The 24,133-nt window shown below is 60.6% G+C and carries 19 protein-coding genes; 13 read left to right on the forward strand and 6 right to left on the reverse strand.

The window, feature by feature from the left end; genetic code table 11:
• Positions 1-16 precede the first annotated feature (16 nt).
• From AC0IYH_RS07495 to AC0IYH_RS07540, 10 genes are all read left to right on the forward strand, one after another.
• Positions 17-8,467 (forward strand): two-partner secretion domain-containing protein, encoded by an 8,451-nt coding sequence (locus AC0IYH_RS07495; RefSeq protein WP_471833656.1) that lies wholly within the window; start codon positions 17-19, stop codon positions 8,465-8,467.
• Entirely contained in the window at positions 8,467-8,742 is a 276-nt protein-coding gene (locus tag AC0IYH_RS07500) for a YrhB domain-containing protein (RefSeq protein WP_116627644.1), read from the forward strand. The genes AC0IYH_RS07495 and AC0IYH_RS07500 overlap by 1 nt, the downstream gene beginning before the upstream one ends.
• Positions 8,743-8,944: 202 nt before the next feature.
• Positions 8,945-9,595 carry a transposase gene (locus AC0IYH_RS07505; RefSeq protein WP_471833658.1) on the forward strand — a complete coding sequence of 217 codons (651 nt, stop codon included), beginning with the start codon at positions 8,945-8,947 and terminating at the stop codon, positions 9,593-9,595.
• Between the two features lie 183 nt (positions 9,596-9,778).
• Positions 9,779-10,054 carry a hypothetical protein gene (locus tag AC0IYH_RS07510; RefSeq protein ID WP_471833660.1) on the forward strand — a complete coding sequence of 92 codons (276 nt, stop codon included), beginning with the start codon at positions 9,779-9,781 and terminating at the stop codon, positions 10,052-10,054.
• Complete coding sequence (locus AC0IYH_RS07515; protein ID WP_471833662.1) at positions 10,054-10,452, forward strand: SMI1/KNR4 family protein; 399 nt, start codon at positions 10,054-10,056, stop codon at positions 10,450-10,452. Before AC0IYH_RS07510 ends, AC0IYH_RS07515 begins: the two co-directional genes overlap by 1 nt.
• Before the next feature lie 258 nt (positions 10,453-10,710).
• On the forward strand, positions 10,711-10,881 hold the full coding sequence (locus tag AC0IYH_RS07520) for a hypothetical protein (RefSeq protein WP_471833664.1): 171 nt from the start codon (positions 10,711-10,713) through the stop codon (positions 10,879-10,881).
• 66 nt (positions 10,882-10,947) lie between these two features.
• Positions 10,948-11,397, forward strand: coding sequence for an SMI1/KNR4 family protein (locus AC0IYH_RS07525; protein WP_471833666.1), 450 nt, complete (start codon positions 10,948-10,950; stop codon positions 11,395-11,397).
• Between the two features lie 226 nt (positions 11,398-11,623).
• Positions 11,624-11,842, forward strand: a complete 219-nt coding sequence (locus AC0IYH_RS07530; protein ID WP_116627639.1) for a hypothetical protein — start codon at positions 11,624-11,626, stop codon at positions 11,840-11,842.
• Between the two features lie 66 nt (positions 11,843-11,908).
• Positions 11,909-12,658, forward strand: a complete 750-nt coding sequence (gene lepB, locus AC0IYH_RS07535; RefSeq protein ID WP_471833668.1) for a signal peptidase I — start codon at positions 11,909-11,911, stop codon at positions 12,656-12,658.
• Between the two features lie 28 nt (positions 12,659-12,686).
• Positions 12,687-13,166 carry an RDD family protein gene (locus AC0IYH_RS07540; protein WP_471833670.1) on the forward strand — a complete coding sequence of 160 codons (480 nt, stop codon included), beginning with the start codon at positions 12,687-12,689 and terminating at the stop codon, positions 13,164-13,166.
• Positions 13,167-13,191: 25 nt separating this feature from the next.
• Here AC0IYH_RS07540 and AC0IYH_RS07545 read toward each other — a convergent pair whose 3' ends face one another.
• The 3 genes from AC0IYH_RS07545 to AC0IYH_RS07555 all read right to left on the reverse strand — a co-directional run bounded on the left by AC0IYH_RS07545 (position 13,192) and on the right by AC0IYH_RS07555 (position 16,300).
• On the reverse strand, positions 13,192-13,779 hold the full coding sequence (locus AC0IYH_RS07545) for a hypothetical protein (RefSeq protein ID WP_116627636.1): 588 nt from the start codon (positions 13,777-13,779) through the stop codon (positions 13,192-13,194).
• Positions 13,780-13,782: 3 nt separating this feature from the next.
• A complete protein-coding gene (locus AC0IYH_RS07550; RefSeq protein WP_122774987.1) occupies positions 13,783-14,394 on the reverse strand; it encodes a hypothetical protein in 612 nt (203 codons plus the stop codon).
• Positions 14,395-14,485: 91 nt separating this feature from the next.
• Positions 14,486-16,300 carry a M10 family metallopeptidase C-terminal domain-containing protein gene (locus AC0IYH_RS07555; RefSeq protein ID WP_471833672.1) on the reverse strand — a complete coding sequence of 605 codons (1,815 nt, stop codon included), beginning with the start codon at positions 16,298-16,300 and terminating at the stop codon, positions 14,486-14,488.
• 325 nt (positions 16,301-16,625) lie between these two features.
• Here AC0IYH_RS07555 and AC0IYH_RS07560 point away from each other — a divergent pair, with 325 nt between their 5' ends.
• Genes AC0IYH_RS07560 through AC0IYH_RS07570 form a run of 3 tightly spaced genes read left to right on the forward strand, consistent with a single transcriptional unit; the run spans position 16,626 to position 19,440 of the window.
• A complete protein-coding gene (locus AC0IYH_RS07560) occupies positions 16,626-18,272 on the forward strand; it encodes a vWA domain-containing protein (protein WP_471833674.1) in 1,647 nt (548 codons plus the stop codon).
• 23 nt (positions 18,273-18,295) lie between these two features.
• Complete coding sequence (locus AC0IYH_RS07565) at positions 18,296-18,868, forward strand: RNA polymerase sigma factor (protein WP_471833676.1); 573 nt, start codon at positions 18,296-18,298, stop codon at positions 18,866-18,868.
• Positions 18,865-19,440 carry a hypothetical protein gene (locus AC0IYH_RS07570; RefSeq protein WP_471833678.1) on the forward strand — a complete coding sequence of 192 codons (576 nt, stop codon included), beginning with the start codon at positions 18,865-18,867 and terminating at the stop codon, positions 19,438-19,440. Before AC0IYH_RS07565 ends, AC0IYH_RS07570 begins: the two co-directional genes overlap by 4 nt.
• A gap of 19 nt (positions 19,441-19,459) precedes the next feature.
• Here AC0IYH_RS07570 and AC0IYH_RS07575 read toward each other — a convergent pair whose 3' ends face one another.
• Genes AC0IYH_RS07575 through AC0IYH_RS07585 form a run of 3 tightly spaced genes read right to left on the reverse strand, consistent with a single transcriptional unit; the run spans position 19,460 to position 24,093 of the window.
• Positions 19,460-20,224 carry a fimbrial biogenesis chaperone gene (locus tag AC0IYH_RS07575; RefSeq protein ID WP_471833679.1) on the reverse strand — a complete coding sequence of 255 codons (765 nt, stop codon included), beginning with the start codon at positions 20,222-20,224 and terminating at the stop codon, positions 19,460-19,462.
• Positions 20,221-21,534 (reverse strand): fimbrial protein, encoded by a 1,314-nt coding sequence (locus AC0IYH_RS07580; RefSeq protein ID WP_122774983.1) that lies wholly within the window; start codon positions 21,532-21,534, stop codon positions 20,221-20,223. The genes AC0IYH_RS07575 and AC0IYH_RS07580 overlap by 4 nt, the downstream gene beginning before the upstream one ends.
• Before the next feature lie 24 nt (positions 21,535-21,558).
• Positions 21,559-24,093, reverse strand: a complete 2,535-nt coding sequence (locus tag AC0IYH_RS07585) for a fimbria/pilus outer membrane usher protein (RefSeq protein ID WP_471833681.1) — start codon at positions 24,091-24,093, stop codon at positions 21,559-21,561.
• Positions 24,094-24,133: the final 40 nt, after the last annotated feature.

Below are 24,133 nucleotides of genomic sequence, written 5' to 3' on the forward strand. Positions count from 1 at the left end.
CCCTGAGATTTTGAATATGGACGTTCGCCCTGTTTCTGCCCTGAAAACCCTGAGCCAACGCGGCCTGGCCTTGATCCTGGCCAACGCGCTGTTCTGGCAGCCGCTGCTGGCGCAGGCTGACGGTATCGTGGTCAGCGGCCCCGGCACCACCCTCGGCCAGGCAGGCAACGGCGTGCCCGTGGTGAACATCGCCACCCCCAATGGCAGCGGGCTGTCCCACAACCAGTTCAAGGACTACAACGTCGGCGCCAACGGCGTAATCCTCAACAACGCCACCGGCGCGGTGCAGAACACCCAGCTGGGCGGGATCATCGTCGGCAACCCGAACCTCAAGGGCCGCGCCGCGAATGTCATCCTCAACGAAGTCAACGGCGGCAGCCCCAGCCAGTTGCGCGGCTACACCGAAGTGGCGGGCCAGTCGGCCAAAGTGATCGTGGCCAACCCCTACGGCATCAGCTGCAACGGTTGCGGTTTTATCAACACGCCGAATGTCACGCTGACCACCGGTAAGCCGGTGATCGATAAAGTCGGCCGCCTGGACCACTACCAGGTCGATGGCGGCGCGGTGACCATCGACGGCAAGGGTTTGAACGCGAGTAACGTCGACCGCTTCGAGATCATCACCCGCTCGGCCAAGATCAACGCCGAGATCAACGCGCGTCAGCTCACGGTAATTGCCGGGCGCAATGACGTCGACGCACAAAGCCTGAAAACCACCGTGCGCGCCGACGATGGCAGCGCCAAGCCGGAGTTGGCCATCGACTCGTCGGCACTGGGCGGCATGTACGCCGGCGCAATCAAACTGGTAGGCACCGAAGCCGGTGTGGGCGTGAAGCTCGACGGCAAGCTGGCGGCCAGTGGCGGCGATATTCAACTCGATGCCAACGGCCACTTGAGCATGGCCCAGGCTGCCGCCAGTGGCGCGGTGGACATCAAGGCCGCGAGCCTCGAAACCAAGGGCGCGGTGTACGCCGGTACCCACATCAAGGCGCAAACCAAGGGCGCGCTGAAAAATAGCAAGACCCTCGCCGCCCGCGACAGCATCACCCTGGCCAGCAACGGCCAGTTGACCAACAGCGGCATCATCGAAGCCGGGGTCAACGCCGACAACACACGCAATGCCGGTGGCGACGTCACTCTCGACGGCCAGCAGATCACCAACACCGGTACCGTCATCGGCAATCGCAACCTCACGGCTACAGCCGCGCAAAGCCTGGACAACCAGGGCGGCACGCTGAGCGCGAAACAGTGGCTGACCCTCACCGCCGGTAGCGTCGACAACCGCAACAACGGCCGGCTGCTCAGCGACGGCGTACAGACCCTCAACGTCATCGGCCTGCTGGATAACAGCCAGGGCGGCATCATCGACAGCACCGGCGCGTTCACGCTGCACGGCAATACGCTGAACAACAGCGACGGCAACCTCACCGGCGCCAGCACCATCACCCTGGATCTGCTCGGCGACCTGATCAACCGCAACGGCAAGCTGGCGAGTGCCGGCCCGTTGCTGATCCAGCGCGCCGCGCACATCGACAACCAGGGCGGCAAGCTCGCCAGCCAAGGCCTGCTGACCGTCTTCGCCAACAGCCTCGACAACCGAAACAACGGCACCCTGGCCGCCAACGATGGCCTGAGCCTCACCGCCGGCGGCCTGGTGCAAAACGGCGCGAATGGCCTGATCCACAGCGAAAAAGCCGACGTCACCATCATCGCCGGTACCCTCGATAACGACGGCGGGCGCATTGCGGCCAAAGCCGGCAACGCCGTGGTCGACGCCACCGCCTTCAACAACGGCCGCGGTGCGCTGTTCGCCCGTGATCGCGTGGGCCTTACGGGTGTGAATGTGGACAACGGCGGCGAGATCGCCGGCAACCAAGTCGACTTCACATTACGCGGCAACCTGACCAACCGTGGCCTGATCGAAAGCGCCACGACCCTGGATGTGAGCACCGCCAGCCTCAGCAACAGCGGGCAAATGCGCGCGCTCGGCACCACCGGCAAAACCCGCTACGCCATCGGCGGCCTGCTGAATAACAGCGGCAGCCTGGAAACCGCCAACGACCAGTTGAGCCTCGCTGCCACCACCTTCCAGAACACCGGCGGCAAGGTGTTGCACGTGGGCACCGGTGTGCTTGACCTCAGCGGCATCAGCCTCGATGACGTCGGCGGCAGCCTCGTCACCCACGGCGACCTGACCCTGGACAAAACCCAGTGGACCAACAGCACCGCCATCGAAGCCGGGCGCTTGACGGTCAACGTCGACAACCTGCAGCAGACCGCCACCGGCCGATTGCTCGGCACCCGCAGCCTGGTTGGTAAAGGGCTGGACTGGACCGTCGGCGGCACCGTCGCCAGCCAGGGCAGCGTCGATTTGACTGTGGGCAACCTGCTCAATGACCACGGCCTGATCTTCAGCGGCGGCGACATGAGCCTCAAGGTCGACCGTCTGAAAAACCTCGGCGCGGCTATCTACGCCATGGGCAACCTGCAGGTCGACCGCGACGGCCAGGGCGGCCTGGCCACCAGCATCATCAACAGCTCGGGCACCCTCGAAAGCGAACGCAACCTGATGCTGGCCGCCAGCACCATCGACAACATCCGCACCGTGCTGACCACCCAATCCGGCATCTACAGCGCCTCGATCACCCCCACCGCCTGTATCGAAGGCGTGACCGGCGGCGACTGCAGCGGCGGCAAGCAGAACCGGCCGTTCGAGATCACCCAACGCGATCACTTTATCGTCAGCGATGCCTCGGCGGCGTCCGGCATCACCTCGGCCGGCGACATGCTGCTGACCGGTGGCGAGCTGCTCAACAGCAGCAGTAGCATCGCCGCCGGCGGCGCCATGACCCTGCGCCTCAACCAGCTGACCAACGTCGGCCTGGTGACCCATGACACGCAATACACCCGTATCTTTACTTCGCCCCGCGAGCGCAAGCCCGGGGGCTGGAACCGCTACGCCGCAGACTTCAACCAGCAGTATTCGGTCGGTGGCGCCAAGTACGACGCCAACAACCTTGGCGGCCTCGAAGCCGGTCTGGCCACGTTTATCGGCGTGATGGAGTCCGAGCGCACGGCACTGGCCACCACCACAGAGCTGGCGCCGTCCGATCAAAGCTTCGCCGCCGTGATCCAGGCCGGTGGTGCTGTGGATGTGAAGGCCCAGGACGGCATCGATAACCGCGTGGTGAGCCGTGGCTACACCTACGTCGGCAGTGGCGCGAACGCCAACGCGCCGGGGTACTCGACTGAGGTGCACCTCAACCCGCAATTGCCGCCGGACGTGGCCCAGCAACAGGTCAACCCGCTGGGCCTGCCGGGCTTCGACCTGCCCACCGGGCCCAACGGGCTGTTCCACCTCAACGATGGCAATGGCGCGAGCAACCTGCCCACCAGCCAGTTCGCCGCCAGCCCGCACAAGTACCTGATCGAAACCAACCCGGCACTGACCGATATGCGTCTGTTCCTGGGTTCGGACTACCTGCTGACCAAGCTCGGCTACGACCCCGACACCGCGCAAAAGCGCCTGGGCGATGGTTTCTACGAGCAACGGCTGATCCAGCAAGCCGTGCTCGCCCGCACCGGCCAGCGTTTTATCGACGGCCAGACCAGCGACGCCGACCTGTTCAAGCACCTGATGGACAACGCCATCGGCAGCAAGGACGCCCTCAGCCTGTCGGTGGGCGTGAGCCTCACCGCCGAGCAAGTCGCGGCCCTGACCCACGATATCGTGTGGCTGGAAAACGCCACCGTCGCCGGGCAACAAGTGCTGGTGCCGGTGCTGTACCTGGCCCAGGCGAATGACCGCCTGGCCCCGAGCGGCGCGCTGATTTCCGGCAGCGACGTCAGCCTGATCACCGGCAGCACTCTCAACAACGCCGGCACCTTGCGCGCCACCGGCAGCCTGTTGGCGAACGCCGGCAGCAACCTCACCAACAGCGGCTTGATGCAAGCCGGCGGGCGTCTCGACCTGCTCAGCGGCAGCAACCTGACCAACCGCGCCGGGGGTGTGATTACCGGGGGCGACGTCAACCTCGCCGCCGGTGCCGAGCTGCTCAACGAACGCACGGTCACCACCCATGAAAGCGCCAGCGCCTACCGCACCGAGCGCAGCGACTTTGTCGACAGCGCCGCGCGCATCGAATCAGCCAACGCGCTGACCCTGCAAGCCGGCGGCAATTTCAACAACGTCGGCGGCGTGCTCAAAAGTGGCGCCGACACCAGCGTCCAATCGGTCGGCGACGTCAACATCACCGCCTCGAAAACCCTCGACAGCGGCGCCATCGGCAACCGCTCGAACTTCACCACCATCGCTCAACAAGGCTCCGTTGTGGACGCTGGCCGTGACCTGCACGTGGTCGCCGGCCGCGACATCAGCGCTGTGGCCAGCCAGGTGGATGCCAAGCGCGATATCAACCTGATCGCCACCCGCGACCTCACCGCAGGCGCGGCGGCCAACGAACAGCACTTGGCGTACAACTCGAAAAAGATCAAACGCATCGAGGACCACGTCCAGCAAGTCGCCAGTGTGATCAAGGCCGGCGGCGACGCCACCCTGAGCGCCGGGCAGGATCTGCAACTGGTGGCCAGCCAGGTCAACGCCGGCACCGAGGCCTACCTGGTGTCCGGTCGCAACCTCAGCCTCAAAGCGGCCGAAGACCAGGACTACAGCTTCTACAGCAAGACCAAGAAGACCTCCCAGGGCAAGAAATTCCGCCTGGATGAAACCGACGCGGTGAACAACGTCGGCAGCCTCGTCAGCGCCGGGACCAACAGCACCGTCGTTTCCGGTGCGGACCTGCTGCTGGCCGGCAGTGCCGTGACCGCTGAAAAAGGCGCCACGCAACTGGTGGCCGCGCAGGACGTGAACATCCTGGCCGTGAGCAATTCCGACAGCGCCCGCCATGAACGCAAAGAGAGCAAAAGCAGCTGGGGCGGGCTCAAGTCGAGCAAAGTCCAGGACAAGGTCGACGAAAAACGCACCACCGCCATGGGCAGCATGGTCTCCGGCGAAACCGTCACCGTGGCGGCCAAGCGCGACGCGACCGTCACCGGCTCGTCCCTGGTCAGCACCGGCGACCTCGCCGTACAGGCCGGCCGCGACCTGACCGTCGACGCGGCGCAGAACACCTTCGCGCGCACCGACATGCACAAGGAAAAAAATCGCAACCTGACCGGTGTGCTCACCGGCAACAAGCTCGGTCTGGATGACATGACCGGCAACCAGAAGCTGTACATCAACAGCTCGAAACACAACGGCACGGCCAATGAAATGACCCTGACCGGCAGCACCATTGGCTCCAGCGCGGGCAATGTGTCGCTGACCGCCGGGCGTGAGTTGGCGGTGATTGCCAGTGATCTGGTGAGCACCAAAAACATGGCGTTGAGCGGTGCCAATGTCACCGTCAGCTCCGGCATGGAGACCGCCAGCCAGACCAGTAAAGACAGTTCCAAGAGCCTGGCCGTCGGCCGCGTGGTTGCCGGTACCGTAGTCGATACCGCCACCAGCATCCGCGACGCGGCCGAAGCGGCCCGCAGCTCTGACGACCCGCGCCTCAAGGCGGTGAAAATTGCCCAGGCGGCGCTGGCGACCTACAACCTGAATAATCAGTTGGGCGAGCTGGCCGACCAGAGCACTGATTTCAAGGACAAAAAAGGTGGCTCGGCCGGCAACGGCTCGCTGATCAAGATCGGCACCGAGCTGGCTAACACGCGCACCAAAAGCAGCAGCGAATACACCGCGCAAACCGCTCACCAGAGCAGCCTCAACGCCGGCGGAAATCTGTCGATCATCGCGGCCGGTGATGCACCGGGCACCCTGGGTGACCTGACGATCACCGGCAGTTCGTTGAAGGCCGGCAGCACGTTGTTGTCCGCGAAAAACAACATCCTGCTGCAAAGCGCGCAGAACACCACTGACCGTAAGAATGACGGTTCGCGCAACAGGACCGCCATCGGTGCCAGCTTCAATGTTGGCGAGCAAAACGGCTTCACCCTCGACCTGGGTGCGCAAACCGCCAAGAACCTGGGCTCGGGCGGCTCCGTAACGCAGGTCAACACCACGCTGGACACTGGCGCGTTGGTACTGCGCAGCGGGCAGGACACCCGCCTGATCGGGGCGCAGGTGCGCGCCGACCGCATTGACGCGGACATCGGCGGCAACCTCGATATCGTGTCGCTGCAGGACAGTGAAACCTCCAAGAGCAAGCAGGACAGCGCCGGCTTTGGCGCGAGCATCTGCATTCCGCCGTTCTGCTACGGCTCCACGGTTGCAGCGTCCGCCAACCTGGCGGCGTCGAAAATGAACAGCGACTACCAGGCCGTGACCGACCAGAGCGGCTTCTTCGCCGGCAAAGGCGGCTACACCATCGACGTGGCCAGGAACACCACCCTGCAAGGCGCGGTGATTGCCAGTGAGGCCACGGCCGACCGGAACCTGCTGTTGACTGACCGCCTGTTGGTCAGCGACATCAAGAACAAGAGCGAGATCGAGAGCAAGTCGGCGGGCTTCAGTGTTTCCGGCTCCTATGGCGGCGGCGTGGGCACCCTCAAGCCGGGCGCCCCGTACGGCATGGCGCTCGACGATTCGGATCACAGCCATACCCGCAGCGCGGTCAGCGAAGGCACGATCGTGGTGCGCAACCCCGCAGGCGCCAACGACCTGGTGGGCTTGAACCGCGACACCGCCAACGCCAACCAGCGCCTCGACAAACCCGATGAAAAGGCCATGCAGGAACGCATGGACCTGATCAAGAGCTCGATGGAATTGACCAAGGGCATTGGCGACGCGATTGCCGCCGCGAAAATCCGCGATGCCCAGGACCCCAGCACCGAGGCCGGCAAGGCCGCACGCCAGAAGCTGATGGACGATGGGATTGCCAACCCGTCGCGCGATCAGATCCTTCAGCAGGCGCAAAACGACTACGGCGTTGGCAGCAGTTTCCAGAAAGCCAGCCAGGCGGTAACCGCCGTGGTGCAGGCGGCCATGGGCGGCAGTGTGGGCGGTGCGTTGGCGGGTGCGGCGGCGCCGTATCTGGCAGAGCAAGTCAAGGACCTGACCAAGGGCGACCCGAATGCCAACCTGATGGCCCACGCGGTGTTGGGCGCCGTACTGGCCCGGGCCAGCGGCAACTCGGCGCTTGCGGGCGCGGCGGGCGCTGTCGCGGCGGAAGAAACCGCCAGGCTGATCAAGGAGCACCTGTATGGCGTCATCAGCAATGAAAGCCTGACCCAAGAGCAAAAGCAGACGATCTCCAGCCTTTCGACGTTGGCGGGTGGCCTTTCCGGTGCGCTGACCGGCAAGGGCGCGCTGGACGCGGTAGCAGGGGCGCAGGTTGGGAAAAATGCGGTTGAAAATAACCTGTTGAGTCCCGCAAACGAGTCGGCGCTGCAACAGGCGCGCGATGCGCTTAACCGCAATAAGTACACCACCAAGGACGCGCAGACACTTATTGCGCTTGATCAGCAGGATCAGATTTCCGACGCATTGGTTGAGCGCCTGCGCCGTAATCCTGGTTCCATGTCGCAGGCTGATAAAGCCGCCGCAGAGGCGTATCTCGGGGATTACGCTAACGCACTCTACGCGGTGTATGGGAAGGATGAAGCTGATCGTCGTATCAACGCGTTGATACGGCCAGGTCCGTTGCTGCAAAGCAACGAGGTGGCTTATGCGGCCCGGTATCCCGACAAGATGGCGTCGCTGGATCGCCTCTATCCGGAAGGTGTGCTGGCGCAGATCAACCGCCCCCTCAGTGAAAACGAACAGCTCTACTACAAGGCGCAAGGCGTATTACGCATCGACCAGACGTATCAAGGCGAGGCCGCTATCGGTACGCCGGCCTTGTATGTGCTGGGCGGGCCGGTAGGCCTGGCGGTTCGGTTGGCGACGGCAGAAAGTGGGGTATTCCAGATCACTTACGGTGGCGTGCAGGCTTACAATGGTGATGGCGCCGCCGGGGCTCAGAATATTTTCCTTGGGGCGTTGAACGCGTCGGCGGCTGGCTTGCCGAGTGTGTTGAAAGGCCAGTCGGCCGGCAGCGGTGCAAAAGCGGCAGGGGTCGCGGACGAAACTGCGGGTTCAATAAGGAACGTCAATCCAGGTTATCCAGACGCTGGGCGAACTCATAACTGCGTTAATTGTTCAATTGCTACTGATGCAACACTGGCAGGTAATCCAGCATCTGCATTGCCGATAAACTCCACCAAGGGGGTTCCGTTGACCGTGCTGGAGAAGCAATATGGAGCTAAGTTTAGCGGTGTGTCTTCACCCGAAACCATCACCCAGCACATGATTGGTGGTGGGGACGGCGCACGTGGGATTGTGTTTGGCTCCTATGGTCCAGGTCAGCCAGGCCATGTATTCAACGTGGTTAATCAGAATGGGGCTATTCGTTATCTCGATGGGCAGACTGGAAAGCCGGCGAATATGAGTAATTTTAAGACATTGCAGTTACTGAGAACTAACTAATGATTACCTACGAATACGCTTTGGAAAGAGCTAAGGAATATTTGAAAGACTCTGAGATTGCTTTGCAGCTAACACATGAGGGCGAATTCTCTGAGGGATGGTTTTTTTGCTATCAATCTAAAGAGTATTTGGAGACAGGTAGCCTGTCGGCTCAACTGGCTGGAAATGGACCATTCCTGATTGATAAGGAAACTGGAGAGCTTCATGTTTTAGGGACCGCCAAGCCGCTGAAAGAATATCTTGATCAATATGTAATCAGTAAGTCAAAAAAATAAGATTGGTTTTCAGAGAAATAGGGGTCAGACCACGTTTTTGCGCTTTTTTGAGTTCAGAAAAATTGCTCTTTTAAGATATGATTTATTTTTTGTAATTATTCGATTTTGTTGGCCTAGTGATGTGCGGCTAAGCTGTAAGCTCCTTATCCATTTAGGGGTTTATATGGCTCGCCGTCCTAGGGTTATACTGCCGGATATCCCGGTGCACATTATTCAGCGGGGAAACAACCGGTCTGCGTGTTTTTATTCAGACGAAGACTATATTTTTTACGTTGATAAATTAGACCTGCTTGCTGAATTGTATGGCTGTAAAATTCACGCAATGTGCTTGATGACAAATCACGTTCACTTGTTGTTGACTCCCACCTGCTTCGCAGGGGCTGGTCTATTTATGAAAGGGCTGGGGCAGCGCTACGTTCAATACATCAATCGAACATATCAACGAACGGGCACGTTGTGGGAAGGACGTTTCCGCTCTTGTCTGGTTCAACAAGACAACTATGTTTTAGATTGCTATCGATATATCGAAATGAACCCGGTTAGAGCGGGCATGGTTGCTCATCCGGGCGACTATCGCTGGACCAGCTACAGGGCAAATGCACTGGGCGAGCCATCAAGCTTTTTAAGCCCACATGCGGTCTATAAAGAGTTAGGTAGCAGCACCGTGCAACAAGCCGAATCCTACCGGTCTTTATTCAAGGATCGGCTCTCACATGAGTTGATAGAGCAAATTCGATTTTCTACAAACGGTAATTACGTTTTGGGCGATCAGAAGTTTGCGGCCGAGATTGAGCAGGCATTAGGCAGACGAGTTTCGCAGGGTGTGTCAGGACGCCCAAAAAGTGTGAGCTAAAAGAATAGAAGAATAGTGGTCTGACCCCTATTTTCCCTCTCCAGCGCCGAAAGAGCCATTGCCGCCAACTCTTCGGAGCGTGCGAGCCTTCAAGCGGCTGCGGAGCTTCCATCAGGCAGCTTCTCGATTTCAGATTGGGCGGGTTACCCTGCCGGAGTAGTGCAGCCTGCCGGGCCTTTCAGATTGCTGGAAGGGGCAGAGTATAATGCCCGGCCTTTCAGATTGCTGGAAGGGGCAGAGTATAATGCCGCCCGAAATGCCGCCAACAAAGCCAACCGCGAAATTCGCAAAGACCAAGGGCTTGTCGGTGTGCGCGTGGATGTACATGAATCCAATCCGGTCAAGTTTGGTGGTAGTCCGACGGACATCAACAACAAAGAGATCCTGCCGCGCGATGTGCATCGGCAGCAAGTGACGCCCTGGTGGAACAAACTGCAAAAAGACTTGGGGAAATTGTGATGAAATATGACCTGACACAGGGGCAACTCAATCCTCCAGCCGAATCGGAGGTAGTAGGCAGGCTGTCGAAGTCCTTAGGTTTTTCGCTGCCTGAAAGCTATATCGATTTTTTGCAAAATCACAATGGTGGTGAAGGCTTTATCGGTGATAACTACATCATTCTTTGGGCGGCTGAGGAACTGGCCGATTTCAACCGGGAATATGAAGTAGCAACCTACGCTCCAGGCGTTTTTTTGTTCGCTTCTGATGGCGGCGGTGAGGGGTATGGTTTTGATCTGGAGGATGCGGCCATGCCGATAGTGCGCCTCCCCTTCATCGGTATGGAGCGCCAATATGCCGAGCGCGTAGCGGGCAACTTGCCTGAGCTGTTTACCCGGTTGGCAGATTCAGATGAATGATCAAAAACGGCCAATGCGTCCCAAAGGTATGGAGCTATTCGAAATCACTCCGGTCATCCTGGGGGGGGACCCATCCAGCCCCGACAACAAGACCTGGTTGACCCGGCAACAGCATTTTGAAGCGGTGCGCTATTGGAATCGGATCATCAAGGATTTGCGTAAGGAGCGGTAGTGAGCACGCATCGCAGGCACCTGGAAACCCGTTTTAAATAAAGGGTGGCCCGATTCCTGTTATTCGTCCTTTTATACTGTGAAGTTATGAATACCAGGAAGACATTCGAAGCACTCGGATTGCCCGCCGTGCTAGTGGCCCGCGCCGATGCGCGGCAGGCGCTTGTGGCGTTGCAGGCTCAGGCCAGCGATGAAGCGTTTGACGCGGTGGTCGCCTACTGGCTTTCGATTGCGGACTTGAGTGCCGGAGGCTATTGAGTCATTCGCGACGTGAAGCACCCACACAGCCCAGGGGTTTGCAGAGAAAACATTCGGAAAATGATCATGGAAAACGCACTTGAGATTCGTGAGTTCATTAGCCATATCACCTGCGCTGAACTGTACGAGGGCGATTTCGGACGTTGCGTGACTGATCGTGAAGCTATCTTGAGCGGAGTCGATGCAGCGGACCGCGACAGTGTTCCCGCTGACTATCTGGCATTTCTAGGTACCTTTGGATTTGGCGATTTAGACAGCGCGCTTTATATCGAAGACGGTCCGGATAAATACGCTGCTGTCGCCGGGTGTGAGGTGGATGCGTGTAGCCGGATGTATGTTTTTGCGAGTACTGGCGCTGGTGTGTTTTATGCTTTTGACGCGGCCAATACTTGGTCGATAGTAGAGATAGATCCGGAGATCGATGAGGTGAGTGTGGTGGCCGATAACTTCTCACGCTTCATCCTTAATCAATTGATTGAGGTGAAAGGTTATGTCGATTGGCGTGCGCAGCAATAAGGCGCCGTCAGCGGGTAGCTAAGATTGATTGAGTCCGTCAAAAAGCCCCCGAGTTACGGTGTTCACCGACGTCCCTCAGTCTATTTTGGATGCTGCCAATAGCGTGGAGGAAGCCCAGTCAACGTATGATCCGCTTGAAAATTACGAAAGGGCGCCGGCGTTTGGTGATTATTCGGGCGTAATAAGGATCAGTCGGTGATGGGCGGAAATTGATGATTCAGTGGTCATGAAAAAAGACGAACCTTGGTGGGTCGCTATTTATCTTCCTTGTGCCTGTGCGTTGGCCCTGGTGGTGATGTGCGTGTTCTTTCAGGTTGCCGGGTATTGGTTGAGTGGTGGTGAGGATATTGCCGAGCTCATGAACGCGTATGTGCCGTTCTACCTGCAAATGGCCGGGGCTGGCTTTGTCATGGGTGTTGTTCTGTGGTTTTTTAATGTTCGTTAATTTCCGCTTATGCCTCTTCAAGGATGACCAATGAAACCCATAAAACTCCCCCTCCAGGCCTTCCTGATGTCTTGTCTGATGCCCGGCTGGGGCCTGGTCTATGTCGGCCGCATCAATTGGGGCATTCGCGTTGCGGCGCTGCTACTCGCTGGCATTGTGCTGATGGGGCTGTGCGGCCTGGTCACCACGCCCGTCGGTTTGTATCTGTTCTTCGGCTTCATCATCGTTGTCAAACTTGCCTCGGCGGTGACCTCGGCCGTATTGGCCCGTCGCTACACCGGCCCGGCCAATGTGCCGCGCAAACGTTTCCATGCCCTGTACGTCGGCGTGCTGGTGATCCTGGTGCTGATGCTCGATGTCTTTCGGGTGCCGCTGCTGGGCTTCAAAAACTATTTCATACCGTCGGGCTCGATGGCGCCGACGCTGTCCATTGGCGACTACATCATGTCGGACCTGCGTCCAGGCGCGCCCAAGGTCGGCGATATCGTGGTGTATCGCTGGAATGGCACCGAGGCGGTCAAGCGTGTGGCGGGTGTAGCGGGGGATACGCTGACCATCGTGAATGGCGAGTTGATCCGCAACGCTGAAAACCTGGGGCTGTTTCACGCACCGGCCGACCGGGTGAAAGGCCCTGAGTCGCTGGCGATGGCACCGGTCAAGGTTGAGCCAGGGCACGTGTTTCTGCTGGGCGACAACCGCTACAACAGCAATGACAGCCGCTTTATGGGGCAGGTTGCGCTTGAGGATGTGGTGGGCAAGGTCACCGGTATCTGGTTCTCGAATGAACGGGCGCGCATCGGCACGACATTTCCGTGACACTTAATTTAAATTGGAGAGACCCCGCATGGACGCAAATAATATCGCTGCACGCCCGACCATCCTGGCCAGCATCGGCCGGCGTCTGGCCGCGCGTCTCATCGACTGCGCCTTCGCGGTGCTGATCTTTTTCGTTGTCAAATTCTGCGCCGGCGTGCTGGCGGCCTACGTGCCCGCCGTGACGGCCAAGGCCAGCTTTCTCTGCGCGTTTTTTGCGGCCTTTGCCTACTTCCTGCTGGCCGACGCGCTGCCCAACGGCCAAAGCCTGGGCAAGCGCCTGCTGAGCATCGCCACGGTCGACCGCAAAACCCGCAAGGGCTGCACGCTTTCGCAGTCGTTCACCCGCAACTCCGGGGCGCTGGTGGTGATCGATTGGGTGTGGATCTTCCTGGAGTCGCGCACGCGCCTGGGGGATATGTTCGCCAAGACCATCGTGATCCAGACCGGCAACCTGACGCAGGTGCGCGGCCTGTCGGACATTTTTGATGATGGCAGATCCCGTGGCTGAGGGTGCCCCGGCAGCCTGAACCGGCTTACAGCAGCTTGCGCTGCACCGCCTCATCCAGTGTGCTGCGCGTCAACGCCTCGACCACTTCGCGCGAATCGGCCTGGAACGGGATGCCCACGATCAGCACCAGTTGCATCCAGGTGCGCACGGACTCGCTTTTTTTAACGCGGCCCAGCTCCTTGCCGTCCTTGTCCTTGAACACCGTTTCCAGGGTGAAGGTGTTCTTCGCCGTGGTCGGGATGATGAAGAACGTCACCCCGGTGATGATCGCCGAGGCCATGCTGAACTGTTCGTTGTTGTACAGGGTGGCATCGGCATAAATATCCGAATCGACCTTGTCGGTGCTCACTCGCGAAAAGCGGTTGGACTGGCGAAACGAATCGGCCACGGCCTTTTCCCACAGCACGGCTGGGGCGCCGGCCGCCGCGTTGCCTGGGCCGCCGTTGACCTGGTTCAGCGCCGTGGTGCGAACGTAGGCCGTAGGCTTCTGCGCCGGGGCGTTGGCGGTCGGCGGCCAGGTAGTTACCGCGGGCAATTCGTGTTGCGAGTAAGAGACGCAACCGGTCAGCAAGACTGCTGCGAAGACCAGGCTACGTTTGATCAATCCTTTCATGAGTTACTCCTTGGGCAGTTTTGTCGTGGCGGAATCGAGCAATTGGGATACCAGCTCGTTCAGCTGTTTGGCGCCCATGGTCGGCGCCCAGTATTCGCGGCCGTAGAGGCCCACGTTGCGTTCGAACTTGACCTCTTCCTTGGCGCTGGACAGCACTTTGCCGTCGCGGTTTACGATCGTCAGGTCACCGGCCACGTCAAAGGTATCGACGTAAATCGGACCGTTGACCCAGATCCAGATCGTCAGTGTCAGCAAGGCACCCGGGAAGTAGGCCGGGTGTACGCCACGGTGGCCTTTGAGGGAGGTCATGGTGAACTTGAGCGTCACATCGTCTTCGCCCAGGCGCACGGGGTATTCGGTGACCTGCTTGAAGTAGCCTGCGGTGCGCACGTATTGATTGAGCTGCACGGTGAGCGAGCGGCTGATCGCGGTCTTGTTGGCGTCGTTGATGTCGACGGCTGTTACGGCCACGTCCGCTATTTGCGCGCTGCGCTGGCTGCTGACGGAGGCTGGGTGGAGCGGGGCGCCGACGGGGCCGGTGACGGTATAGGACACGCAGCCGGTCATCGACAATGCGCCGATCAGCGCCGTCGCCCGGAAGAGGTTTTTCAGCACGAAATTTCCCTATAAATGAACGAACCAAGTGATTGTCTCGACCCGGCGGCGCATAACTTGAGCGTGCAGTTTCTTATCTCGCCAAAGAGCCTCAGCCCGCAATGACATCCCCTGGTCTAATCAACCCCGTGCTTCTCACCAGGAAGTCCGTTCTGCGGTTGCCGGTCAGGTCCACGGCGATAAAGTAGCGTTGTGTGTGCCTGTTGAACGTCACCACGGTATCGCCAATTCGTCCGGTAAAGGCCTTGACCAGGGTGAAGCGAACGTTGGTCTCTTGCTGCACCCCTCTTAAATCAATTTTGTCTGTACCGCTGATGAAATTCGTCAACAGTCGGGAGTTGGTCATGTCCGATTCGCTGGCCTTGTTGAAAATGAAGCGAGGTCGTGGCTCTGTTGTATCGACGTGTGGCGTGATGGACGGCGTGGCGACGCGGGGTATTCGCCTGGAGGCATGGGCGTGGACGATATCGTCGGGTTTGACTTGCCCGTGGGTTGTGATTTGCAGGGTCGCTTTTCCATCACCCGTCGTGTCGATGGACACCGAACCTTTACCGGTTTTTTCGTCATAGGTGAGCAGCGTCTCGCCGGCTTTACCGCTAAAGGCGCTGACGAAGGCAAGGGACGAGAGGCCAGCATTTCTCAACGCCTGCGACACATCGACTGTGTCGGTACCGCTGGTGAAATCCATGATTTCATCGGGGTTTTCCGGCGTGGAATCGCTGGCTCGGTTGTAGACAAAGGTATTTGCGCCGCTCCCTCCGCGCAGACGGTCACCGCCGCCCCCACCGGTGAGTCGGTTATCGGCTTCATTTCCTATCAGCGCATCATTGCCCGCCCCGCCAATGGCATTTTCAATCAGGCAATTGCGGGCGATGGAGACATTGCCCTGATCGCCACCGACATCGGAAAACGAACCGGCCCTGAGATTGATCACCTGCTTGTGCTGGTAACCCGAGACATCCAGGGTGTCGTTGCCGGCGCCATCCCATATGCAGAACACCGCGGCGTCGCGGTTGCTTCTCAGCGAGTAGTAATCCCTCCCGGTATTGGAGTTGAAACCGTAGGTGTTGTCTTCCCGCCGGGTTTGATGATTGACTCCGTACTGGCGCTGAATCGCGCTGATGTCATCCATCATGGGCGCCAACGGGTTGCCACTTATCTTTTTGCCACTGGGTTGAGCGCTGTAATAGCTCATGACGGTGTGGGCTTTGGAGTCCTGGGCATAGATTCGTTTGGTATCGTCAGGGCGACCGTCGTAATCACCAGGATGGCTCAGGCCGAGGGCGTGGCCGATTTCGTGGGTTATCGTGTGACGCTTCACATGATTTGGGTTGTAGCGGGTATCACCGCCCCTGTTATGTCCGTGATGAGCGTGAGGGTATGTGCCGTCGGCAACGCCGATGCTGCCGTTCACGCTGAAGCTCAATTGCCCTTCGGCCGGGCCGCCGTTCTCGGTGAAGGCCAGATTGGCCACATCGCCCCACGACTCTATAGAGCGCCGGGCTGATTGTTTCTGCTGTTCGTTGAACCCCGCGCCGAAGCCCTGTTTGAAAGAGTAGGAAATCTCCGTCTGGTTGTTTTGGTTTGAATCCCGCCACTTGGCTGCCGGCCGTGTGAGCTGCTCGATGGCCCGCTGTTTATTGAAGGATTGCCGGTTGGCTTTGTGTATGTACGGATCGTCCGGGCGCTGAGTGGCGTCATGATTGCCCGCATGGGTGTGGGTGGCAGGGCCGTCCATGCGGCGATCTGGTCGTATGTTCGACTGTATGGCCGGGCGCACGAAGCGGTGTTGAATGAAGGGCTGAATAAACGGTCGGAAGATCGCCCGTAAAGGAGAGGACCCCTTGAGCTGCGGGCCCACGTGCGGGAGGGGAAAACCGTAAGGCGTCGTATGATTTATTTTCATTGTAATAATTCCTGCTCGTTGGTGGCGCTTTTCCTTCCTTGATTTAGTACGCAGACTCCCTATTGCGAAGAGCGAAACTGCCAGTGTCAGAAGAAATTTCCAAAGGCTGATATGTGTCTGAATCAGTCCTCATCGCGACGTCCGAAAGTGGCTGCAAACATTGGTTTTTTATACGAAGTGTTTGATTTTGACCTTTGCGCCCGGCACCGTTGGGTCAGCAACCGCATAGCACATTTCCCCACCGCGTCTGCCGGGTATTAACCCGAACCTCTGAAGGCTTACGTCTGACCTTTTGAACGGATTATTCACTCATGAGGTTAAGTCAATGCCCTGCCCTTACTTTCGCCCTGCTACCCAGGGTTTCATGGCTACCTTGCTGGTGACGCTGGCCGGTTGTGGGCTGCCTTCCTCCCATGATGTGGCCACGCCTGCTGACGCCGCGCCGGTGTCGCAGCTACAAAGCGAAGCCGTACCAGGCGCCCTGAGCAAGCGCATGCCGCTGCCCGCGCCCATGACTACGCGCCTGGTGATGCAGGATTCAGCCGCCACGCAATACCGCAGCCAACCGCGTGAGCACTACGAGAACCTGCCGGACAACCCGGTGCACCGGGTGGCCGAAACGCCGGTTTCGACCTTCAGCGTCGATGTTGATACCGGCAGCTATGCCAACGTAAGGCGTTTCCTCAACCAAGGCAGTCTGCCGCCTGAGGGCGCTGTACGACTGGAGGAAATGGTCAACTACTTCCCTTACAACTACGCGCTGCCCAGCGATGGCTCGCCGTTTGGTGTAACCACCGAAGTCGCGGCCACACCGTGGAACCCACACACGCAGTTGCTGCGCATCGGCATCAAGGCCTCGGACCGCGCTGTGGCAGAGCTGGCGCCGGCCAACCTGGTGTTTCTGGTGGATGTGTCCGGCTCCATGGACCGCCGCGAAGGCTTGCCGCTGGTGAAAAGCACCCTGAAGCTGCTGGTGGACCAACTGCGTGACCAGGACCGCGTGTCGCTGGTGGTCTACGCCGGGGAGTCCCGTGTGGTGCTCAAGCCTACGTCCGGCCGCGAAAAAACCAAGCTGCGCAATGCCATCGACCAACTCACCGCCGGCGGCTCCACGGCCGGCGCATCCGGCATCGAACTGGCCTACCAGATGGCCCGCGAAGGCTTTATCGACAAGGGTATCAACCGCATCCTGTTGGCCACCGACGGTGACTTCAACGTCGGCATCAGCGACTTCGACAGCCTCAAGCAAATGGCCGTCGACCAGCGCAAAAGTGGCGTCTCCCTCACCACCCTCGGCTTTGGTGTGGATAACTACAACGAACACCTGATGGAACAACTGGCCGACGCCGGCGACGGCAACTACGCCTACATCGACAACCTGCGTGAAGCCCGCAAAGTGCTGGTGGACCAACTCAGCTCGACCCTGGCGGTGGTGGCGCGGGATGTGAAGTTGCAGGTGGAATTCAACCCGGCCCAGGTCCGCGAGTACCGCTTGCTCGGCTATGAAAACCGCGCCTTGAAGCGTGAGGATTTCAACAACGACAAGGTCGACGCCGGTGAGATTGGCGCAGGACACACTGTGACCGCACTGTACGAAATTGTGCCCAAGGGCCAGAAAGGCTGGTTGGAGCCTTTGCGCTACGCCTCCGAACCTGCTTCGGGGAGTACGTCCTCGGAGCTGGCGATGTTACGCGTGCGCTACAAACCTGCGGCGGGCGGCGACAGCCAACTGATCGAGCGGCCCATCGGCAACCAGGCCACCAACGCCAGCGACGACCTGCGTTTCTCGGCCGCCGTGGCAGCCTTCGCCCAACAGCTCAAGGGGGATGGCCGCTACACTGGCAGCATGCGCTTGCAGGACACCGCCGCACTGGCCCGTTCGGCCCGAGGGGATGACCCGTTCGGCCTGCGCAATGAGTTTGTGCAACTGGTGGAGTTGGCACAGAGCCTCAAGGCGCCAACCCAACACTGAAATAAAGGGAGTTTGCCATCGACATGCCCGCTCCAAACGACCCACCCAGCGACGAAGCGCTGCTGACCCGCTACCGCACCGGCGACGCAGCCGCGTTCGAAGCCCTGTACGCGCGCCATCGCCAAGGCCTTTACCGGTTCCTGGTAGCCCTGAGCAACAAGGCCGAACTGGCCGAGGAAATCTACCAGGAGACCTGGCTCAGCCTGATCCGCAGCAGCACCCAGCCACAGGGGCGGGCGAGTTTTCGTACGTGGCTGTTCCAGATTGCCCGCAATCGTCTGATCGACTACTGGCGCAAGCACGGCATCCACAACCCGTTGCACGACAGCTACGACGAGCAACTGCACGCCCAGCCCGACGATAGTGCCGGCCCCGAGCAACAACTGAGCCTGAGCCGCGACCAGGCGCGCCTCGACGCCGCGTTGCAAGGCTTGCCCGAAGACCAGCGCGAAGTCTTCCTGCTGCGCCTGCACGGCGACCTCGAGGTGCCGCAAATCGCCGCCCTCACCGGCGCCCCGCTGGAAACCGTAAAAAGCCGCCTGCGTTACGCCCAGCAGAAACTGCGCCGCCTGCTGGCCGAGGAGATCCCCGTATGACCGATTCCCGACATACCCCCGACGACGACCTGCTCCAGCATTTGCGTCAACACAGCACCGGCGAACCGCCGGCGTCTCTGGACGCCTTCATCCTCAACACCGCCCGCCGCGAAGCCCCGGCGCCGCAGCCGAGCCTGTTGCAGCGCTGGCTGCACGCCTGCCAACAACCACGCTGGCAAATGGCATTCGCCACCGTCGCCGGTGTAGCGCTGATGATCGGCGTGGTCATGCGTGAGCCTGTGCCGCAGCAAGAGATATCCACGGCGACCTTCTCTGCGGCCCCACCGCCGCAAGCGTTTTCCGCACCCGCCCCGGCGCCCATGGCCAGGATGGCTGTTGCGCCCAAGGCAGACCGTGCGCCGCTACAAGCTGAGATGGCCGATACTTCCGCGGCGAAACTGAGCAAGCGCGCGCCGGTGGCGTTGCCTTCGTTGGAGGAGGGGTTGCAGGAGATTCTCGACCTGCGTGCAGCGGGTCAAACCCAAGCCGCCGACGAGAAGCTGCTGGCGCTGTATAAACGCTTTCCCAACGACGATTTGCCGGCAAGGTTGGAGGCGTTGCACAAGCGCTGATGCGCACCCACGCTGCTTATTACGGCAGCTGATGCACGGCGGCGGTGGCGCGGCCATCGAGGTAGTGGCCGCCGTCGTCGATCAGCGTATAGCTGACGGGGATATTGGCGTCGGCGCCGAGGCTGAAATTGCCCAGCGGGTAGGCTTTTTCGCTGAGGGGCGGGGCCATCATGTCGAGGGTCTTAGCAACGGCTCGTTCACGCCCTTGAGCACCCACGCGCAAAGAAGAAAAAGACGCGTGATAGGGGCTAGGGTTATGGCACACCAGTACCCAGGTGCCTGCCTGCCGTTCGATGCGAAAGGTCAGGGCGCCGGCCATTTCCTCGGGCGCGCTGGGCAGGTGAGCGGGGCGGTAGAAGATTTTCATCTGGGTGTTCATGGCCACCGCGACGCGCGTCGAAAGCGCTGGCGCATCGGCTTTGGCGGGCGGGATCTCGTACAAGTTCAGCCAACTCACGGACTCGCGGTCCTTGGGCAGCGCACTGCCGTCGTAAACAATGCGCAGGCCCTGCAACGCCTGGGGTTGCAGGCGAAATACCGAGGGCAGGGCGATCATCGCCGAGGCTGAGTTTTCCGGCGCGCGGTTGCCTTCACCGTTGTCGACCCAGGTTTGTACCACTACGGGGTAGGGGTTGGTGTTGGCCAGCATCAGCGAGCGTTGGGCCTGGCCCTCGTGGAAGATCAAGCGGGTCTGTTCGGGCATTAGCCCGGCGCGGGCAATCGAAGACGCGCTCATCGCCGCGCACACCCACACCATCACCGAGTAGAAAGCCAGCCGGATCATTGGACTTTCACCAGTACGTAGGCGGTGGCGTTGACCTTGCCCGGCGTGGCGGTTTTGCCCGGCAGGGTGCTGAGGGTCGCGGTAATCGTCTGCAGGTAGCTGGTGTAGCCGGACGCGTTGCTGCCGGCGCTGCTGGCACCTGCCAGTACCGGGTACCAGCCGCCGGTGGCGCCCGTGCCGCTGCCTGACCATCCCAGAAAATTCATGGCGCTGCCGTTGCTGGCGTTACGCAAGCTGATACCGACGCCCGTGGCCACCGAAGGGTCGCTGCCGTAGCCGTTGGACACCAGGTACGACACCCCGCCGCCACTGGTCAACAGGCCCAGGGACTGCGCTTGGGTATACGCGCTGTAGGCCACCTGAATACCCAGCGCGGTCTGGTTGCTGGCGGTGCCAGAGTTGGCGGTGTTGCTGCATTCCAGCCCGATGGTGAAGTCACTGCTGCGCGTCATGCCCTGGTTGAGCTCACTGGCGGTAATCGGCAGGAAACTCACCACTGGCGTGACGTTGCGGGCCACGCAGGTGGCGGTGTAACTGATAGACGCCGCCGAGCGCATGCCGAACGCAATGCCGTTGCCCGCGCCCCAGAAGTTGTAGTGGGTATTGGAGTCCGTGCCCACCGCGTCCGAGGCGATACCCCCGCCGCGAAACTGCACATAGGCATTGGGCTGGGTGCAGGTATAGCTGTAGGTGCCACTGCCGCTGGAGGCTGCCTGGCCCCCGCAATAGTTACTGCCCGAGCCCGACGTGGGCGGGAGGCTGGACACGCGAGCGAGGTCGCCCTGGATCATGCTCAAGTGTTTGGCCTTGATCTGGATCTTGCTGCCGACCGTGTCGTATTGGGTGATTTTGGCGTCCTGCCAATAGCGTGTGAGCACTTTGCCGGAGTTCAGGTGCGTCAATTTGATCCCGACATAGGGGAACCACGTGGCGTAGTAACCGGGCAAGCCATCGTTGACCGAGGCCCCTGAACCGTTGCCGATTTCCCAATACCCACCGACACGGTCGTCACCGTTGGTGGCGAACACCTCGTAAATACTGTCCGCGTCGCTCAGGTCGCATTGCCACAGCACGGTCTCGCTGGTGAGCCCGGGCGCCGTTGCGGGCGAGACCACCACGGAGCCCAAATGCGTACCCACCGGTTGCAGGTAGGTCGAGGTCAGGTTAACCCGGCCAAATGTCAGTTGTGCCGAGTTGCCGTCATACACTTGACTGCCGTTGTAGACGCGCGTGCAGGTGGCCTGGGCATCCGCAGCAACACCGACGCCGAGGCTCAGTAGCAGTGTGAAGAGAGGGCGAAAAAACGTCATGGTGAGCTCCGTTATGAAAAGGGTTCAGGGGCGGCGGCAGGCGCTGTTGAGTTTGATCAGCGCCTGGCTGACATCCTGTTGCGTCAGGTCGAACTGCATCGCGCACTGCTCGTCTGCGCCTTCGCCCCAACGGACGGTCAGGCGGCCCTTGAGTTTCTCGGTGCGCAGGTAAGCCTGGCTGCCTTGGCCGACCATCCCGATGACACTGGCGTTTTCGTCCAGTACATCAGCGCCCATGGGGACCGCTTCGCCGCCGGGGCGCACGGCTTTGACCAGGATGGCGTTGCCGACACGGGTCTTGAATTCAACCTTCACGGCCGCGCCGGCATAGGGCGCGACGCGGCGCTGGCCGTCGTCGAGTTCGGCCTTTTCACTCATGCCCTCAGGGTTGATGGCCACCGTGTTATAGCGGTAAGGCGTCAGTGACGGCACCAGCGCGTAGCCGTCGCTGTCGATGGTTGCGCCCATGCCGTTCATGACTTTCGCACCGCTGGCGCCCTTGGCTTCAATCAGGGCGAAGGTGTCGCCCAGGTAAGGCCCGAACGTTACGCCGCCGCCGTGCACGGCCAAGGCCCCGCGAGCGCTGCCGGAGGCTTGCCAGTAATCCTGCCCTTTGGACGCGCTGGCGCTGACCGAGGCGCTGGGCAGGTATTTCTGCAGGTTGGCGCTCCACACGTTCTGTTTCTGTTCGGCGTCGCGGGACACGTCAAGGCTGTAGCTCAAGGTCTGATCAGCCCCCTGGGTGCCCGACAGCGAGGTTTGATACAGGTCGCCGGAGGTCGAGCTGTGCGTCACCGAGCTGCTCAGCGACGGCACATTCGGGCTGGCCGGGCTGCCCAGTGGGAACGACACCGAGAGCAGCGTGACGGTTTCCTGGGTGCCGGCACTGCGCGTGGTGCCGACGCCGTTGTCGGAAACGGTGTTGCCCAGTTGGTCGTTGTAATTGCCGCTTCGCCGGTTCAGGTAACTGCCGGTGCTCTGGCGCGATACCGAGAGGTTGACGCTGACGTTGTTGCGCAAGGTGTTGGCCCAGCCAAATTGCAACTGTGTGTCGCGTTCGCGGCCGCTGCGGTAGTCCTGGGTCGAACCGGATAAAAACACGCTGCCGTAGTCATTGAGGTTTTGATTGATCGACACCTCGAAGCGCGAGCGTTGCATATAGCTCGTCGACTCCCAGGTTTGCCGGTTGCGGATCGACTCGCGCACGCCGAGCACGTCGCCGAGGTCGCGATAGCCTTCGGTTGAGTAGCGATAGCCGGCAATCGACAACGTGGTGTTGGTCGGCTGGAACGTGCGGCTGTAGGACAGGCGCGCCATCCAGCCATCGAGCTGGCCTTCGTTCGGCAGGTTGGCGCGCGAGTAAGTGGTGTCCAGCCCGAATGCGCCGAGCGTGCTGGCGTAGACGCCGCCGAGCACCAGCGCCTGGTAGCCCTCGGCAACCCGCAAGCCACTGTTGGCGGTCACGCTGTTGGTCAGGCCACGCTGGTAGGTCATCTCGCTGAACGGGTCGTGGTCGCCGAAGTCACGGCTGCGGCCCAGCGCCATGCTGTAGCGCGACAGCCCGGGGCGCAACGACTCGGGCACCGCCGAAAACGGTACGGTGAAGCGGCTGACGCTGCCGTCGGCCTCGACCACCGAGACATCAAGGTCGCCGTTGTAGCTGGTGGAGTAGAGGTCGCTGATTTCAAATGGCCCCGGCGCGACGGTGGTCTGATAGATGTCATTGCCGTTCTGGCGCACGATCACCTGCGCGTTGGTTTTGGCAATGCCGCGCACGGTCGGTGCATAACCGCGCACTGACTCCGGCAGCATGCGGTCGTCCGAGGCAATCTCCAGGCCGGTGTAGCTCATGCCGGAAAAAAACCGGCCTGCAGTAAACCCCTGGCCCACGGTCATTTCGCCCTGTAAACCGGGCAGGGCGCGTTGGGCGTAAGTGCGGGTGGTGTTCCAGTGGCTGCCGTTATCGTTGTCATAACGCCAATTGCCTTGTTGGCGCAGGCGCCAAAGACCGATGTTCATCCCGCTGTTGAGGGCCAGGTAGCTTGAGTCGGAACTGGCGCTGTAGTTGCCTGTGCGTGAGACGTGATATTGGCTGGCGCTGTAGTTGACGAAACCGATGGTGTTGCCGCCGTCCAGGTTTTGCGGCGCGACATAGCCGCGCGGGGTTTTCAGCATCAGGCTCTGGGGCACGCTGAGGTCCAGACGCATGCGCCCGAAATCGAAGGCGGTCGACGCGCCATGCACGGCGTTGGCGAGCACCAGGCACTGGTCCGTGCCGGCGTGCGGGAGCGCGCTTTTGAGCACACCGCTCCGTTCCAGTAGCGCAGCGGGCAGGCAGGGCTGCACATCGCCTTCACCCTGGTCGGCGAAGCGCAGGTCAACGCGCTCGACAAAGCGGCCGTTGGTAAACACGTCGACCCGGTATTGCCCGGGTTCAATGGCGTTGACCTGGTTGAAACGCGCCAGTGAACCGCCGCCAAACAGCAGGTTGTCGTCGAAGACATAAGCGTCGCTGGACGCGGGCACGGTGCCTTGCGCGAGGGCGATCGTCGGGCTCATCAGGCTGATCGTGCTGAGCAGGGCGGATTGCACCAAACCG

This window comes from Pseudomonas sp. AC463, from assembly GCF_979253585.1.